The 14315-nt window shown below is 66.4% G+C and carries 18 protein-coding genes and 1 riboswitch; of the genes, 9 read left to right on the top strand and 9 right to left on the bottom strand.

The annotated features are described in order from the left end of the window. Nucleotides 1-131 precede the first annotated feature (131 nt). Complete coding sequence (locus tag MU856_RS13950) at nucleotides 132-998, top strand: TauD/TfdA dioxygenase family protein (protein ID WP_263587777.1); 867 nt, start codon at nucleotides 132-134, stop codon at nucleotides 996-998. Between the two features lie 31 nt (nucleotides 999-1029). Here the strand turns inward: MU856_RS13950 and arr are convergent, their stop codons facing one another. Further along, nucleotides 1030-1470: an NAD(+)--rifampin ADP-ribosyltransferase gene (arr, locus tag MU856_RS13945; RefSeq protein WP_062901746.1), complete on the bottom strand. Its 441-nt coding sequence runs from the start codon at nucleotides 1468-1470 to the stop codon at nucleotides 1030-1032. 47 nt (nucleotides 1471-1517) lie between these two features. Between arr and MU856_RS13940 the strand changes: the two genes are divergently transcribed. Together MU856_RS13940 and MU856_RS13935 are read left to right on the top strand one after the other, a co-directional pair. Beyond that, on the top strand, nucleotides 1518-1694 hold the full coding sequence (locus tag MU856_RS13940) for a hypothetical protein (protein ID WP_186402905.1): 177 nt from the start codon (nucleotides 1518-1520) through the stop codon (nucleotides 1692-1694). A gap of 460 nt (nucleotides 1695-2154) precedes the next feature. Then, the gene (locus tag MU856_RS13935) at nucleotides 2155-2880 is read left to right on the top strand and encodes a GGDEF domain-containing protein (RefSeq protein WP_263587776.1); all 726 of its coding nucleotides are present in this window, start codon (nucleotides 2155-2157) and stop codon (nucleotides 2878-2880) included. Here MU856_RS13935 and MU856_RS13930 read toward each other — a convergent pair. From MU856_RS13930 to MU856_RS13920, 3 genes are all read right to left on the bottom strand, one after another. After that, nucleotides 2877-3173 carry a hypothetical protein gene (locus MU856_RS13930; protein ID WP_263587775.1) on the bottom strand — a complete coding sequence of 99 codons (297 nt, stop codon included), beginning with the start codon at nucleotides 3171-3173 and terminating at the stop codon, nucleotides 2877-2879. The two genes, MU856_RS13935 and MU856_RS13930, sit on opposite strands and share 4 nt — an antisense overlap. Before the next feature lie 146 nt (nucleotides 3174-3319). Continuing rightward, nucleotides 3320-5206, bottom strand: a complete 1887-nt coding sequence (gene thiC / locus MU856_RS13925; RefSeq protein WP_263587774.1) for a phosphomethylpyrimidine synthase ThiC — start codon at nucleotides 5204-5206, stop codon at nucleotides 3320-3322. 27 nt (nucleotides 5207-5233) lie between these two features. Next, nucleotides 5234-5671, bottom strand: a complete 438-nt coding sequence (locus MU856_RS13920) for a hypothetical protein (RefSeq protein WP_263587773.1) — start codon at nucleotides 5669-5671, stop codon at nucleotides 5234-5236. A gap of 55 nt (nucleotides 5672-5726) precedes the next feature. Beyond that, a riboswitch (TPP riboswitch) is annotated at nucleotides 5727-5838 on the bottom strand. A gap of 139 nt (nucleotides 5839-5977) precedes the next feature. On the opposite strand from MU856_RS13920, the gene MU856_RS13915 reads away from it, so the two are divergent. The 6 genes from MU856_RS13915 to MU856_RS13890 all read left to right on the top strand — a co-directional run bounded on the left by MU856_RS13915 (nucleotide 5978) and on the right by MU856_RS13890 (nucleotide 10307). Beyond that, nucleotides 5978-6259: a hypothetical protein gene (locus MU856_RS13915; protein WP_263587772.1), complete on the top strand. Its 282-nt coding sequence runs from the start codon at nucleotides 5978-5980 to the stop codon at nucleotides 6257-6259. Between the two features lie 122 nt (nucleotides 6260-6381). Continuing rightward, a complete protein-coding gene (locus MU856_RS13910) occupies nucleotides 6382-7614 on the top strand; it encodes a cytochrome P450 (RefSeq protein WP_186402911.1) in 1233 nt (410 codons plus the stop codon). A 118-nt stretch (nucleotides 7615-7732) separates the two neighbouring features. Further along, nucleotides 7733-8182 (top strand): hypothetical protein, encoded by a 450-nt coding sequence (locus tag MU856_RS13905; protein WP_186402912.1) that lies wholly within the window; start codon nucleotides 7733-7735, stop codon nucleotides 8180-8182. Nucleotides 8183-8185: 3 nt separating this feature from the next. Then, complete coding sequence (locus tag MU856_RS13900) at nucleotides 8186-8485, top strand: transcriptional regulator (protein WP_062901755.1); 300 nt, start codon at nucleotides 8186-8188, stop codon at nucleotides 8483-8485. A gap of 75 nt (nucleotides 8486-8560) precedes the next feature. After that, the gene (locus tag MU856_RS13895) at nucleotides 8561-10030 is read left to right on the top strand and encodes a hypothetical protein (RefSeq protein WP_263587771.1); all 1470 of its coding nucleotides are present in this window, start codon (nucleotides 8561-8563) and stop codon (nucleotides 10028-10030) included. A gap of 10 nt (nucleotides 10031-10040) precedes the next feature. Next, on the top strand, nucleotides 10041-10307 hold the full coding sequence (locus tag MU856_RS13890; protein ID WP_156000960.1) for a hypothetical protein: 267 nt from the start codon (nucleotides 10041-10043) through the stop codon (nucleotides 10305-10307). 18 nt (nucleotides 10308-10325) lie between these two features. Here the strand turns inward: MU856_RS13890 and MU856_RS13885 are convergent, their stop codons facing one another. The 5 genes from MU856_RS13885 to MU856_RS13865 all read right to left on the bottom strand — a co-directional run bounded on the left by MU856_RS13885 (nucleotide 10326) and on the right by MU856_RS13865 (nucleotide 14169). Beyond that, nucleotides 10326-11843 carry a flavin-containing monooxygenase gene (locus MU856_RS13885; protein ID WP_217372698.1) on the bottom strand — a complete coding sequence of 506 codons (1518 nt, stop codon included), beginning with the start codon at nucleotides 11841-11843 and terminating at the stop codon, nucleotides 10326-10328. 110 nt (nucleotides 11844-11953) lie between these two features. Further along, nucleotides 11954-12409 carry a DMT family transporter gene (locus MU856_RS13880; protein ID WP_062768265.1) on the bottom strand — a complete coding sequence of 152 codons (456 nt, stop codon included), beginning with the start codon at nucleotides 12407-12409 and terminating at the stop codon, nucleotides 11954-11956. 31 nt (nucleotides 12410-12440) lie between these two features. Further along, nucleotides 12441-12920 carry a DUF1348 family protein gene (locus MU856_RS13875; RefSeq protein WP_186402915.1) on the bottom strand — a complete coding sequence of 160 codons (480 nt, stop codon included), beginning with the start codon at nucleotides 12918-12920 and terminating at the stop codon, nucleotides 12441-12443. Then, nucleotides 12917-13543 carry a glutathione S-transferase family protein gene (locus tag MU856_RS13870; RefSeq protein ID WP_186402916.1) on the bottom strand — a complete coding sequence of 209 codons (627 nt, stop codon included), beginning with the start codon at nucleotides 13541-13543 and terminating at the stop codon, nucleotides 12917-12919. Before MU856_RS13870 ends, MU856_RS13875 begins: the two co-directional genes overlap by 4 nt. Nucleotides 13544-13545: 2 nt before the next feature. Beyond that, nucleotides 13546-14169: a pyridoxamine 5'-phosphate oxidase family protein gene (locus MU856_RS13865; RefSeq protein ID WP_062901760.1), complete on the bottom strand. Its 624-nt coding sequence runs from the start codon at nucleotides 14167-14169 to the stop codon at nucleotides 13546-13548. Nucleotides 14170-14315: the final 146 nt, after the last annotated feature.

Raw genomic sequence — 14315 nt, 5'->3', positions numbered from 1 at the left:
AGGTCTTCCGTCATAGAAGACCCGCGAATGCCTCCAGTGGTTCCGTCGCGGGCCGGAGCGGCCGCCTTGACTCGGCGGCGGCGAGGGCGCCTATTCGCTGCTGAAAACAGGAACGGTTGGAGAGAGATGCCATGAACGTCGCCGCGTCGCCGCGCAGTTTTGCTCGCCTGAAAGTCACGCCGATGACCCCGTCGATCGGCGCCGAGATCGATGGAATCGACCTGTCGGCTGAGCAGGATGACGAGACGATCGCCGAAATCCGCGCCGCGCTGCTGGCACATAAGGTGATCTTCTTTCGCAACCAGTTCATCACCGCGCAGCAGCATATCGCCTTTGCCCGCCGCTTCGGGACGTTGGAGATTCACCCCGCGACGCCCAAGGACCAGCCCGATCCCGAAGTGCTGCACATCGCCTATGGCCCCGATTCGAAGGGGGAGGAGAATGCGTGGCATTCGGACGTCACCTGGCGCGCCGAACCGTCGCTGGGGTCGATCCTGCGCGCGGTCGAGGTGCCGCCCGTCGGCGGCGACACGCTGTTCGCCGACATGGGCGCCGCCTTTCGCGGCCTGTCGCCGGCGATGCAGGACTGGTGCCGCGGCCTGACCGCCGTTCACGACATCGCCCGCGTCTTTGCCCGCCGACTGGGCAAGCGGCCCGAGGAACTGCACGACCAATATCCGCCGCAGCGCCACCCGGTGGTACGCACCCACCCCGAAACGGGCGAGCAGGCGCTATACGTCAACACCGCCTTTACCAGCCATATCGAGGGGCTGATCGAGAAGGAGAGCGATTGGCTGCTGACGCATCTCTACGCGCAGGCGGCCATACCCGAATATCAGTGCCGCTTTCGCTGGGAGGCGGGGTCGGTCGCCTTTTGGGACAATCGCGCCGGCCAGCATTATGCGGCATCCGACTATTTCCCCGCGGTGCGCCGGATGGAGCGGGTGACGATCTCCGGCGACCGGCCCTTCTACAAGGACGAGCGCCCGAGCAGCTGATCCCGGCGGCGCCGCGGCCCCTCCCGCCCGGTCAGTCGATGATCACATCCTTCCCCTCGGCCTTCAGCTGGGCGAGGCCGTCCTTCATCGCGGCGAGAACGTCGGGCGGGTGCGGGGTCCAGCTTTCGACTTCGCCGACGATGCGCAGCGGTGCGCGGCTGCGATAGCTGCGCGTCGGGTTGCCGGGAAATTTCTTGTCGGTGAGATTGGGATCGTCGAACCAGTCGCCGGTCGGTGCGACGATGTAGATGCGCTCGCGGCCGTCACCCGCGGCGAGCTCGCAGCCCCAGATCGCGGATTCCAGCGCGGCGGAGAAATAGATCCACGATAGCGGCTTTTCCGTGCCGTAATTGCTGGTCCAACCCGCGGCGAGCAGGTCGCCGACGGCCAGATCGGCGCGGGTGCCGTGATAGAAGGTTGCGCCCTTTTCGGGGCCGCCGGGTTCGGGGACGGTGGGAGCGGTGTCATTCATTCGGGCCCGCTTTGCCATAACTTGTCAAACTTGTCACCTCCGGGCCTTTGAAATCAGTCACTTGGTTCCGCGCCATCGCGGTCGTCGGCAGCCGGGCCGGGCAGGCGCAGCGGGTCGGCGGGCGGCGGGTCGGCGGGCACGCCGATCCGCGCGAGCGCCTCGGCCAGCCGGGCTTCGGCAGCGTCACCATCGGCAATCGCGGCGCCGCGGCCTGTGTCGCCTGACGCTGCGGCGCCAAAGCGATGGGGGCGCGCGTGCGCATCAGGAACATCGCGACCCGTTCGAGATATTCGCGCCGCGCGCCCACCTGTTCGCCCTTGTAAAATATGCGAACGGGCATGCTGTGGACCGCGCGAGCTAGCGCGGCGTCGACCAGCCGCCGCATCCCGCAATCGGTCGCGGCATCCCACGCATGGCGGAACGCATGGGCATCGGGGCGGCGGCGGAGGTTATAGGCCGACGTCGCCGACAGCCCGACGCTGCATCGGTCACGCAGGCCGTTGCGGCGAGCGGCTCGATAAACTTGCGCTGGCGGTCGGGGTGCAGGCGTTGATGCGCCGGCCGGGGTAAAGGCAGACAGCGCGGCGATCCGACTTTGCGGCTCCGGGCCTTGCAAGGCCGGGCCATGCGGCAGCGCGGCATTTTGCTTAAGATGTTTTTGCCGTGCGCCGTTACAACCGGGCCATGCCGCATCGTACTGCCTGCCGTTTCAACCCCGCCCTGCGCCTGATCCTAGGCGGGGTGTTGGTCGTTGGCTTTTCGGTCACGGCGTCGATGCTGTTCACCCACCTAAGTTATACGCAGTTCGGCGATCTGAACTATGCCGATGCGATGTGGGCATCGGCGATCGTGCCGTTGCTGGTCGCGCGCCCCGCCTATGGCTGGATCGCGTGGCTGAGCTGGCGATTGCACCGGGCGAATGCGGCGCTGGATAAGCTGGCGCGCTGCGATGCGATGACCGGGCTGGCGAACCGCCGCGCCTTTGTCGAGGCAGCGCGCGAGCGGCTGGCGGCGGGGGAGCCGATGCAGTTGCTTGTTGCCGATATCGACCATTTCAAGCGGATCAACGACAGCATGGGCCATGCCGCAGGCGACCTGGCCCTGACCCACGCCGCCGCCGTTCTGGCGCGCGCCGCGCCCGAGGCCGGGCTAGTGGCGCGGATCGGCGGCGAAGAATTCGCGCTGCTGGTTCCCGCGGAAACCGACGCGGCGGCGCTGGTCGCGCGCATCGCCGACGATCTGGCGCACACGCCCGTCCCCGCCGCTGCCGGGCTGCAACGCATGACGTGCAGCTTCGGCGTCGCGGTGGCGCAGGCGGGCGAAGGGCTCGACGGCCTGCTCTCGCGCGCCGACGCCGCGCTCTATGCGGCGAAGGACGGCGGCCGCAACCGGATGGCATTGGCCAGTTAGCAGTGGCGCAGGCACTCGGATTCAAGCGCCGGCGCGGAGCGGCCGTGTTCGACATCGGTGGTCTTGCCGACGATGCTTTCGGTCAGGATGATCTCGTCGACCGTCCAGCCGATCGGGGGCAATTTCAGCACGTTTAAACTCTGCGAATCCCGCAGGTCGCCGCGATAAGTGATCTTGATATGCGGTGCGGGGGTGATGCCGTCCATGTTCGGCGCCTTTTCGCGTAGCAGATGGTTCCCTAGCGCCTTCTGGAACGCCGGCGCCTCGGCCTGCGGCGCGCGCGTGCGCAGCATCGCCGCCTTGCGGTTCTCGATCCGGCCGAAGGCGAGCGGAAAGGGCGCCGCGGCGAAGCTGTCCGGCGCGGCGATGGTCGCGGGCAGCCCGCCCTTAACGAGGCCAAGCTATAGCGAGAAGGCTAATTGGTGCGCACAGCTGCGTATCAATCATGCTCCCGGCTACCAGCCCCCATATACAATTCGCGGCCGGTGTCCTCATAGACCTGGCTCATTTCCGCCATCCCCTTCTCGGCTTCCTCCGCCGCGATGAAGCCGGCGCTGTCCTGATTTTGCAGCTTGGCGAACTCGCGGACTTCCTGGCTGATCTTCATCGAGCAGAATTTGGGGCCGCACATGCTGCAGAAATGCGCGGTCTTGGCGCCTTCGGCGGGGAGCGTCTGGTCGTGGTACTGCTCCGCCGTGTCGGGATCGAGGCTCAGGTTGAACTGGTCGCGCCAGCGGAATTCGAAGCGCGCTTTCGATAGCGCGTCGTCGCGGACCTTGGCGGCGGGGTGGCCCTTGGCGAGGTCGGCGGCGTGGGCGGCGAGCTTGTAGGTGACGACGCCGACCTTCACATCGTCGCGGTCGGGGAGGCCGAGATGCTCCTTGGGCGTGACGTAGCAAAGCATCGCGGTGCCGTACCAGCCGATCATCGCGGCGCCGATGCCGCTGGTGATATGGTCGTAGCCCGGCGCGATGTCGGTGGTGAGCGGCCCCAATGTGTAGAAGGGCGCCTCGCCGCACGCCTCGAGCTGCTTGTCCATATTCTCCTTGATCTTGTGCATCGGGATGTGCCCCGGCCCCTCGATCATCACCTGCACATCCTGATCCCACGCGCGCTTGGTGAGCTCACCGAGCGTGTAGAGCTCGGCGAACTGCGCCTCGTCGTTCGCGTCGGCGATGCTGCCGGGGCGGAGGCCGTCGCCCAAGGAATAGGCGATGTCATAGGCCTTCATGATCTCGGTAATCTCGTCGAAGCGTTCGTAGAGGAAGCTTTCCCTGTGATGCGCGAGGCACCATTTCGCCATGATGCTGCCGCCGCGGCTGACGATGCCGGTGACGCGCTTCGCGGCGAGCGGGACGTAGGGCAGGCGGACGCCGGCGTGGATGGTGAAATAGTCGACGCCCTGCTCGGCCTGTTCGATCAGCGTGTCGCGGAAAATTTCCCACGTCAGCTCCTCGGCGATGCCGCCGACTTTCTCCAGCGCCTGATAGATGGGGACGGTGCCGATCGGCACGGGCGAATTGCGGATGATCCATTCGCGCGTGTCGTGGATGTTGCGCCCGGTCGACAGGTCCATGACGGTGTCGGCGCCCCAGCGGATCGACCAGACCATCTTGTCGACCTCGCTCGCGACGTCGGATGCGACCGCGCTGTTGCCGATATTGGCGTTGATCTTGACGAGGAAGTTGCGGCCGATCGCCATCGGCTCGCTTTCGGGGTGGTTGATGTTGTTGGGGATGATCGCGCGGCCGCGCGCGACCTCTTCGCGGACGAATTCGGGGGTGACATAATCGGGGATGCTCGCGCCCCAGTCCTGCCCGTCGCGGATATACTCGCTCAGGCGTTCGCGGCCTAGATTTTCGCGGGTCGCGACATATTCCATCTCGGGCGTGATGATGCCGCGGCGGGCGTAGTGCATCTGGCTGACGTTATGGCCGGGTTTGGCGCGCAGCACCGTCTTTCGGACGTTGGGGAAGGCGGGGACGCCGCCCGACCGGTCGGGGCCGAGCTGGCCGTTATCCTCGGGCCGCACCTCGCGCTGGGTCACTTCCTCGACATCGCCGCGGGCGCGGATCCACGCGGCGCGCAGTTCGGGGAGGCCCTGCGCGATGTCGATGCTCGCGTTGGGATCGGTGTAGGGACCCGACGTGTCGTAGACGCGGACGCTGGGCTCGCCCGAATGCGGGTCGAGATCGATCTCGCGCATCGCCACGCGGATGCCGCTGCCCGTCGGGCTCGCGATGTGCACCTTGCGGCTACCCCGAATGGGGCCGGTGGTGACGCCGATGCGGTCGGCGGCTTCAATGCGGGAATCGATGTCGGCCATGGGGTTCAGCTTTCCTTGGGGTGGGGTTCAGACAAGACGGAAGAGGCCCGCGGCGGTGAAGCCGAGGCCGAGGAGGAGCGCGAGGACGGCGAGCGGGCGCGTCCGCGTCCCCAGCTTGCGCATCCAGAAACGGACGTAGAGATCGGCAAAGGCGGTGACCGCCAGCGCCTCGATCACCGCGAGGCCGCCGAGGATGGTGAGGACAAGCGCGAGCGGATCGCCCGCGGGCCAGCCTTCGGGGCCGCGATTGGCGAGATAGAGCAGGGTGCCGAAGATGATCTCGAACAGCCCGGTGAGCATGTGGAGCGCGGGCGAGCCTTCGATCTCCTCGATCATCCGGTGCCACTGGCCGGGACGGCGCAGCTCGTCGATCGCGGCCGCGAGCAGGAACAGGCCGAGGATCAGCGCCGACCAGGCGGGCGCCTGCGCGGCATAAGGAACGGCGGGGATGGCAGCATCGGGCATGGCACGCTCTCCTTCCTTCCTGACGGACGGGAAGGGGGTGCAAGCGGTCCGGTGACGATCCAGCGCGCGCCCTCCCTCCGCCCGTATTACCGGGATCAGGTTCGACGGGTCGCGGTCTATTCCGCTCTCAACCTGCGATTGCGCGGCAGGCTCCCCGGGGACGTGATGCTTCTAGGCCTGTCGCGGTGGCGTGTCCAGCGGTGCGGTGCGCGCGCCGGATTGCGCCTTTGTAATGTTGCGGACGCAGGGGCGCCATGATGGGCGTGTCATCTTCGCCTTCCCATCGGGATGAAAGGAAGGCCTGTCATGTTGAGGATCAAACTTGCCACGCTTGGCGTCGCCGCGTTGCTGGCGCTGTCGGGAACGGCGGCAGTCGCGCAGGATGCGACGCCCTATTGCTCGAAGACGGTGACCGACAATTGCATGCAGCGCGAAGGCCATGCAGTCGCGGCCACGCACCATGCGGCGCGCAAGCATCAGGGAGCGCGCAAGCACGCCGCCGCCCGGCGCCACGCTGCGGCGCATCGCAAGGCGGCGCATCGCAGGATGGCCGCGAAGACCGCGCCGGCACCCGCGCCCAAGAAGTGAAGCCGCGCCGTGCGTCGCCGCGGGCCGCGCGGCGCACGGCCATTTACCCCGCACGTCGCGGCTTGCGGCGCGGCGTGGCCCCGCTACACTCGCCGTCAAAGCGACGATAGCGGGAGAGCGATATGGCGTCGGTGATGGACGAAGCGCGGGCGGTCACGCCGGTCGATGTCAGCGACATCGCGCTCTATGTCGAGGATCGGTGGCGCGAGCCTTTCGCGCGGCTGCGCGCCGAGATGCCGGTGAGCTGGTGTCCCGAAAGCCCATATGGCGGCTATTGGTCGGTCGCGACGCATGCGCTGGTTCAGGCAGTCGAGCTTGATCCGGCGACATTTTCCTCGTCGTGGAAAAATGGCAATATCGTCATCGCGGATCCGCCCCCCGAATCGAACCTGCCCAATTTCATCGCCGCCGATCCGCCTGTCCACACCGCGCAGCGCAAGGTGATCGCCCCCGCCTTCAACCCGAGCCAGATGGCGGAGCGCGAAAAGACGGTGAAGCGGCGGACGCGCGAGCTGTTCGACGCGCTGCCGGTCGGCGAGACGTTCGACTGGGTCGAAAACGTGTCGGTGCCGCTGACGATCGGGATGCTGTGCATCCTGTTCGATTTTCCGTGGGAAGAACGCCACGACCTCAAACGCTGGTCCGACTATGGCGGCAATGTTTCACCCGAGACGGCAAGCGAGGAATATCGCGCGCAATGGATGGCCGAAATGGGCGCGATGCTGGCGCGCTTCGACCGCGAGCTCGAAGCGCGCAAGGCGCTGCCGCCGAGCGACGACTTGTTGTCGCGCATGGTCCACAGCGAGGCGATGGGCAGCCTCAACCCGATGGAGCGGCTCGCCAACATCGCGCTACTGATCGTCGGGGGCAACGACACGACCCGCAATTCGATGAGCGGGCTGGTCGAGGCGCTGCACCGTTTTCCCGGCGAACTCGATCGGCTGCGCGCCGACCCCGCGCTGATCCCCAATGCGGCGCAGGAGATCATCCGCTGGCAATCGCCGGTCACGCACATGCGGCGGACCTGCATGGCTGACACCGAACTGGGCGGACAGACGATCCGCCGGGGTGAAAAGGTGATCCTCTGGTATATTTCGGCGAACCGCGACGAGAGTGTGTTTCCGCAAGCCGACCTTTTCGACGTCGGCCGCGACAATGCGCGGCGCCATGTCGCCTTCGGTCACGGCATCCACCGCTGCGTCGGGGCGCGGCTGGCCGAAATCCAGCTTTGTACGCTGATCGAGGAAATCGTGGCGCGCGGCATCCGGATCGAACCGCAAGGCGCGCCCGAGCGGCTGGCGAGCCCCTTCCTCCACGGGTTCGTCCATATGCCGGTGCGGATCGTCGCCGACTGACTTTCCAGACTGGAAAATTGTCACTTGCCGAATCGGAAAGTCGGACGTATTACTTTCCGAACTGGAAAGTGATGCGGGGCACCGGTCGTTTCCGCATCAGACCCGAGGAGCAAGAGACATGAACCCGATCGAAGCCCGCGCCGCGCTCGACAGCATCGACGACGTCCAGCGCGACCTGGCACTGAAGGCGACCTATTGCCCGCCGTGGCGCCACGCGGCGTTCGGCGCGGTCATGGCGCTGCTAGTGCTGGGACAGGGTTTCGGCATCGCGATCATGGCGCCGCTGTTCGCGGTCGCGATGCTGTCGGTGGTGCTACTCGTCGCCGACGACCGGAGGCGTTATGGCCTTTTTGTAAACGGTTATCGCAAGGGCCGGACCCTGCCGGTTACGCTGGCGCTGCTCGGCGCGATGCTGGCGGCGATGTTCGGCGAAATCCACGCCCGCGAAGCCGGACTGACGCTGGGCACGAAGATAGGCATCGCCGCCATCGCCTTTGGCGTCGCCGTCGCCGCGAGCGTCGCCTGGAGCCGCATCTATCGCCGTGAGCTGCTGAAGGGCACCGCCTGAGCCATGGACGGGATCGACATGGTGCTGCATGCGCCGGCGCGGCTGCAGATCGCCGCGCTACTCGCCAAGGTCAGCGAGATGGAGTTCGCCAAGCTGCGCGAGCTGGTTCAGGTCAGCGATTCGGTGCTGTCCAAGCATCTCGCCGCGCTGGTCGACGAAGGCTATGTCGATTTGCGCAAGGCGCCGCTCGGGGGACGCCAGCGGACATGGGCTTCGCTGACCCGCGCCGGGCACCGCGCGCTCGAGGCGCATGTCGCCGCGCTGCGCGCCATCGTCGCCCATCTTCCCGTCGCGGCCGAATAAGGCTAGGGGCGTCGCGGCTTTCCGGTCGGGGTGCGGGGGCCGGCTTTGCCCATTGCCTCGCCGGATGATCTGAGCATGAAAGCAGATATGGTGCCCGATAGCGGCATCGCCGCGGGGACGGTGTCGCGGCGTGACTGGACGGCGTTGCTGGCGCTGGCGCTCGTGTTGCGGCTGGTCGCGGCGTGGCAGGAAAGCGTGCTGCACCCAGACGAGGTCTTCCAATATCTCGAAGGCGCGTTTCGCCTGCTCCACGGCTATTCGGTCGTGACCTGGGAGTATCGCGACGGGATGCGCGGCGATCTTTATCCCGCCTTGCTCGCGCTGCCGATGCGGCTCGGCGAATGGATCGCGCCCGACGGCAGCCTGACCATCTGGTTGCCGCGAATGATGATGGCGATATTGTCGCTGTCGATCGTCGCCGCAGCCGGGGCGATCGGGGCGCGGGTGTCGCGGCTGCATTTCTGGACCGCGGGACTGATCGCCGCATGCTGGCCTGACCTTGTTGCCTTTGCGCCGCATCCGCTGACCGAGCAGATGGCGGCCCTGCTCGCGGCACCAGCGATCGCGCTGCTTGGGCTACCAGGGCGCAGCGCACGACAGCTGATGATCATCGGCGCTGCCGTGGGCCTGGCGGTCGTGTTTCGGCCGCATGTCGCGCCCGCGCTGGCGCTGGGGCTGCTCGTGCACGTCTGGCGGGCCGGGCCGCGCAGTCTCTGGCCGCTTGTCGCCGGGGGTTTGGTCGGGCTGGCGATCGGCGCGGTCAGCGATGTTGCGGGGGGGCATTGGCCGTTCGAATGGTTGGTGCACAATGTCGATCGCAACATCGTCGATAATGTGTCGGCGCGTTACGGCGTGTCGGGACCATTCCAATATGCGGTCGATCTTCTGGCGCTGTGGGGCCTGTGGACCGCTCCAATCCTCGTGCTGGCGGCGCTCGGTGCGCGGCGCTATCCGCTGCTCGCGGTGGTTGCGATCGCCAATATCCTGGTCCACTCGGCGATCGGCCACAAGGAATATCGGTTTGTCATCCTGTCGGTGACGGCGATCATATTTCTCGCGGGCGTCGGTACCGGCGATGCGATCGCTGAGCTGCGCGCGCAGCGGGGGCGACAGGCGTGGCGGGTGGCGCTGGTGCTGGGCGCGGGCTGGCTTGCCGCCGCGGCCCATGTCGCGCCCGCGCTGCACGACTGGGGCGAGCGGGTCGTGACGCCCTTCAGCGCCGCGGCCTCCGACGGGCTGCGCGCAAAGCCGGGACTGTGCGGCATGGCGGTGGTCGGCAATCGCTTTTTCCGCGTCTATGGCTATGCGCGGCTGCAGCGGCGGGTGCCGGTCTTCGTTCAGGCGCCGGGCGATCCGCACGTCGACCCCGCCCAGTTCAACGCCGCGCTGGTCTGGAAAGGACATGCGGACGCCCTGACCCCCGATTTCCGCGCGGCGATATGTTCTGCCGACGGCAGTCAATGCCTGTACGAGCGGAAGGGCGGTTGCAGCGCCGCGACCTCACGGGCAGAGATAAATCGCTATCTTGCCGATCGCGGGATGTAGGAGGATGCCGATGCGACCCGATCTGGACGATCCCGAGGCGCGCGCCGCCTATCGCCGCGAACTGCTCGGCGTCGGGCGCGGGATGCGGCGCGTCGGCTTTGCCGCAAGCCTGCTCGCGCTCGCGTTGCTGATGGGACCGCGGATGGGCGGTCCGTGGATGCTCGGCCCGCTGCCGACGCAATATTGGGGCTGGGCGGCGCTGCTGCTCAGCTGGACGCTGTTCGTCGTCGTGATCGTGCGGCGCACCCGCCACCACAAGCGGCGGATGGCCGAATAGCCATCCGCCGGATCGCGATCAGGCGTAGCGGAATTCGTCGCTGCGCAGGTCGATGAGCGGGAACGCATCCTTTTCGGCCCAGTAATCCTGATTGTGCCGCCATTCGGGCTTGTCGCCGCGCCGCGGCATCGCATCGAGCCCGCGCATCAGATAGCCGGGATTGAAATTGTCCGCCTCGATCCACGGCATGATCGCCATCCCCTCGTCCTGCGGGCGCAGCACGACCTCGACCTTCTTTGCGCCGATATCGTCCATGTGGTTGAGCAGATTGCAGACGAAATCGCCCATCATGTCGACGCGCAGCGTCCAGCTCGCGCGGAAATAGCCCATCACCCACGCCATGTTGGGAACGCCGGTCATCATCATGCCGCGGTAGGTGACGGTGTCGGCCCAATCGACGGGCTTGCCGTCGACCTCGAACGGGATACCGCCCATGACCGAGAGGTTGAAGCCCGTTGCGGCGACGATGATATCGGCCTCGATCTCGGTTCCGTCCGCGGTACGGACGCCCGTTTCGGTGAAGCGGTCGATCGTGTCGGTGACGACCGTCAGCTTGCCCGCCGTCGCGGCACGGAAGATGTCGCCTTCGGGGCAGAAGGCGAGCCGCTGCTGCCACGGGCGGTATTTCGGGGTGAAATGCGGTTCGAACGCAAAATTGGGATCGCCCGAAAAGGCGCGGATCAGCTCTTTAAGCTCTTCGAACACCTGATCGGGTTCGGTCTGGCAGCGGCGCGTCATCAGATCCTGATCGTGCATGATCTGCGCGCGCACGACGCGGTGGACCGTAGGTTCGTCGATCCCGACCTCGCGCAGCCGGTCGGCAAGTTCGTTCTTGTTTTCGGAGCAGAAAAAATAGGTCGGCGAGCGCTGGAGCATCGTTACATGCGCCGCCTTCTCGGCAAAGGCGGGGACGATCGTCGCGGCGGTCGCGCCCGATCCGATGACGAGGATGCGCTTGCCCGCATAGTCGGTCGCGGGATCCCAGAGCTGGGCGTGGACGAACTGGCCCTTATAGTCCGAAAGGCCCGGCCAGTCGGGGATGTAGGGCTTCTCATGGTCGTAATAGCCCTGGCACATCCACAGGAAATTGGCGGTGAAGACGACGGCGGCGCCATCGGCCTTGCGCACCGCCTCGACCGTCCAGCAGTTCTGCTCGCTCGACCAGCGGCAGGCGGTGATGCGGTGGCCGTAATGAATATGGTCGCCGATGCCGTTTTCGTCGATCACCTCGCCCATATATTTCAGGATTTCATCGGCGCTGGCGATCGGCGCGCCGACCCAGGGCTTGAAGCGATAGCCGAAGGTGTAGAGATCCGAATCGGAGCGGACGCCGGGATATTTGTGCGTTTCCCAAGTGCCGCCGAACGTGTCCTTCATCTCGAGGATCGCATAGCTTTTGCCGGGGCACTGATGCTGGAGATGATAGGCCGAACCGATGCCCGAAATCCCCGCGCCGACGATCAGCACGTCGACATGATTGGCATCCTTGGCAGTGGTGGCTTCGCGCGCCGCGGCGCGCGCCGTCGTGGTCGTCATGGCTTGTCCGCTCCCATTTTCTCTAGTTAGGGTGATTACCCTATACTATCGAGCATGAGTCGCGCCAGTCCGCTTTGATGTGGATCAAAAGCGCCCGTGCCGACGCGCGGTCAGCCGGTGCGGCGTGCCAGCCAGACCCCTGCGACCATCAGCGCAATTCCGGCGAGCCGCGCGGTGTCGACCGGAAAGCGCTGGGCGCCGAACAGGCCGAAATGATCGATGATCGCGGCGCTCGTCAGCTGTCCCACCAGCACGAAGAAGATCGCATTGCCGACCCCGAAGCGCGGCGCGATGAAAGTCACGGAGATCACGTAGAAAGCAACGAACAGCCCGCCGAAATAGAAATGAAAGGGAATGTCGGCGGAAAAGCGGATGTCGCCGAGCGCGCCGGTCGCGACAGCCCCGGTAAGCGCAACGAGCAGTGCAAGCCCGAAGAGGATGACCGATGCCGCCATCGGGCTGCCAAGCCGTCCGCCGAGCCCGCCGTTGAGCGCGGCGAGGATCGGGATGCCGACGCCGGTGAGGAACATGATCGAGGCAAAAGTTGGGGCGGGGTTTGCGCTCATGCGGTCTGTCCTTGATTGCGGGGGGCGGAGGCTAGAGCCCCAGTTCGTCGAGGCCGGGGTGATTGTCAGGGCGGCGGCCCGTGTCGCCGCGATCCCAATGGAGCAAGCGCGCCGACTCGGCAATGGCGAGGTCGTTGATGCTCGCGATGCGCCGCGCCATCTGGCCGTCCACTGCAAATTCCCAATTTTCATTGCCGTAGGACCGCCACCATTGGCCGTCATGGTCGTGCCATTCATAGGCGAAGCGCACCGCGATCCGGTTGTCGGTGAAGGCCCACAGCGTCTTGATCAGGCGGTAATCCTGCTCGCGCTGCCATTTGGCGGCGAGGAAGTCGATGATGGCGCCGCGCCCGGCAAGAAAGATGTCGCGGTTCCGCCAGACGCTGTCCGGCGTATAGGCGAGCGCCACGCGCGCGGGGTCGCGGCTGTTCCATCCATCCTCGGCCAGCCGGACCTTGTGCGCTGCGCTTGCAGCGTCGAATGGCGGCAGCGGCGCGCGGGTGCCGGTCATTGTGCTGCCTCCCGCACCCATTCGTTCGTGGCGGGCCATCCGCGCATGGCGGGAAAGCCCGGGAGCGCAGCGATGCGGCGCGTCCAGTCGCGGATATGGGGCCAGTCGTCGAGGTCGATGCCGCCGTCGGGCGCGAGCGCCAGATAGGGGCTTGCGGCGATGTCGGCGATCGTCAGCCGGTCGCCGACAAGCCAGGTGCGCGCGGCCAGATGCGCATCGACGACCGGGAGGATCCGCATCGCCACGGCGTGCGCGCGCGACCGGTCGATCGTCCAGCCGAACAGCTTTTCGGCGCGCAGCAGCGCGGGGCCGTTGAAGATTTCATTGGCGGCGTGCGACAGCCAGACGGCAATCGCGCCGCGCTCTTCCGCCGTGTGGCCGTCCCAGTCCCCGGGCCGGTGGCGGGCGGCGAGATAGGCAAGGATCGCCTGGCTGTCGCGCAGGACGAAATCGCCTTCGGCATAGACGGGTATCTGCGCCATCGGATTGAGCGCGCGAAAGGCATCGCCCTGCCGCCGCTCGGCGTCGACCGTCTCTTCTTCATAGGCGAGTCCGAGGAAGGCGAGCGCCATGCGCACCTTGTGTGCATTGCCCGACAGAGGCGAACCATAGAGGCAGATCATTGTCATTCTCCCTTCTGGGCCGCGCGCAATGCGTCGACCTGCGCGCGCAGCTGGTTGAGCTCGGCAGCCATCGGACGGACGGCGGCGGAGATTTCGGCTTCGGTGAAGCGCGGCGTTATGTGCTGGGGGCAGTTCCAGTCGAAACCCGCGACGTCGATCACGAAGCCGCGCTCGGGGGTTGCGCGGTAGCCTTCGGGCATCAGCGAGGTCACGAGCGCGGGATCTTCGGCGATCTCGACGATCCGCCCCTCGCCGATCAGTTTGAGCCGCCGGCGGTTGGGATAGTCCATCAGGAACAGCGAGACGCGCGGATTTTCAGCGAGATTGGCGGTGCTGATAAATTGGCGGTTGCCCGTAAAGTCGGCGAAGCCGAGGCGGTTGCCGCCGAGCGGGCGCAGGAAGCCGGGCGGGCCACCGCGGTGCTGGATATAGGGCCAGCCGTCGGCGGTTATGCTGCCCAGATAGAAGCTGTCGCGGGCGGCAATGAAGTCGAGTTCGCGGGCGGTCAGCGTGTCGCTGCCGTCGCTGTCGGCCTCCATCCGTGCGTAGCTGGCGCGCGATCCGTGCCGCGCCTGCAGGCGCCGCGCCGCGTCGGTGAACAAAGTGCGAAGATAATGTTGCGCCATGCGGGGGGCCTTCCGACAAGAGGGCGCGAGCGGGGCGCCGGGATCGGGGGTTGGGGGCCTCCCTCGCTCGCAAACCCTATCTATCGTGTTGCTGTATGCGCGATAATCAGCGATTGATGGATATCTCTATTTCAATATGCGGAATA

It is taken from the genome of Sphingopyxis sp. GC21, from assembly GCF_025727575.1.
In the GTDB taxonomy this organism is placed as follows: domain Bacteria; phylum Pseudomonadota; class Alphaproteobacteria; order Sphingomonadales; family Sphingomonadaceae; genus Sphingopyxis; species Sphingopyxis terrae_A.
Note: the sequence above shows the minus strand (reverse complement) of the source record. Positions and strands in the feature narration are given on the sequence as shown.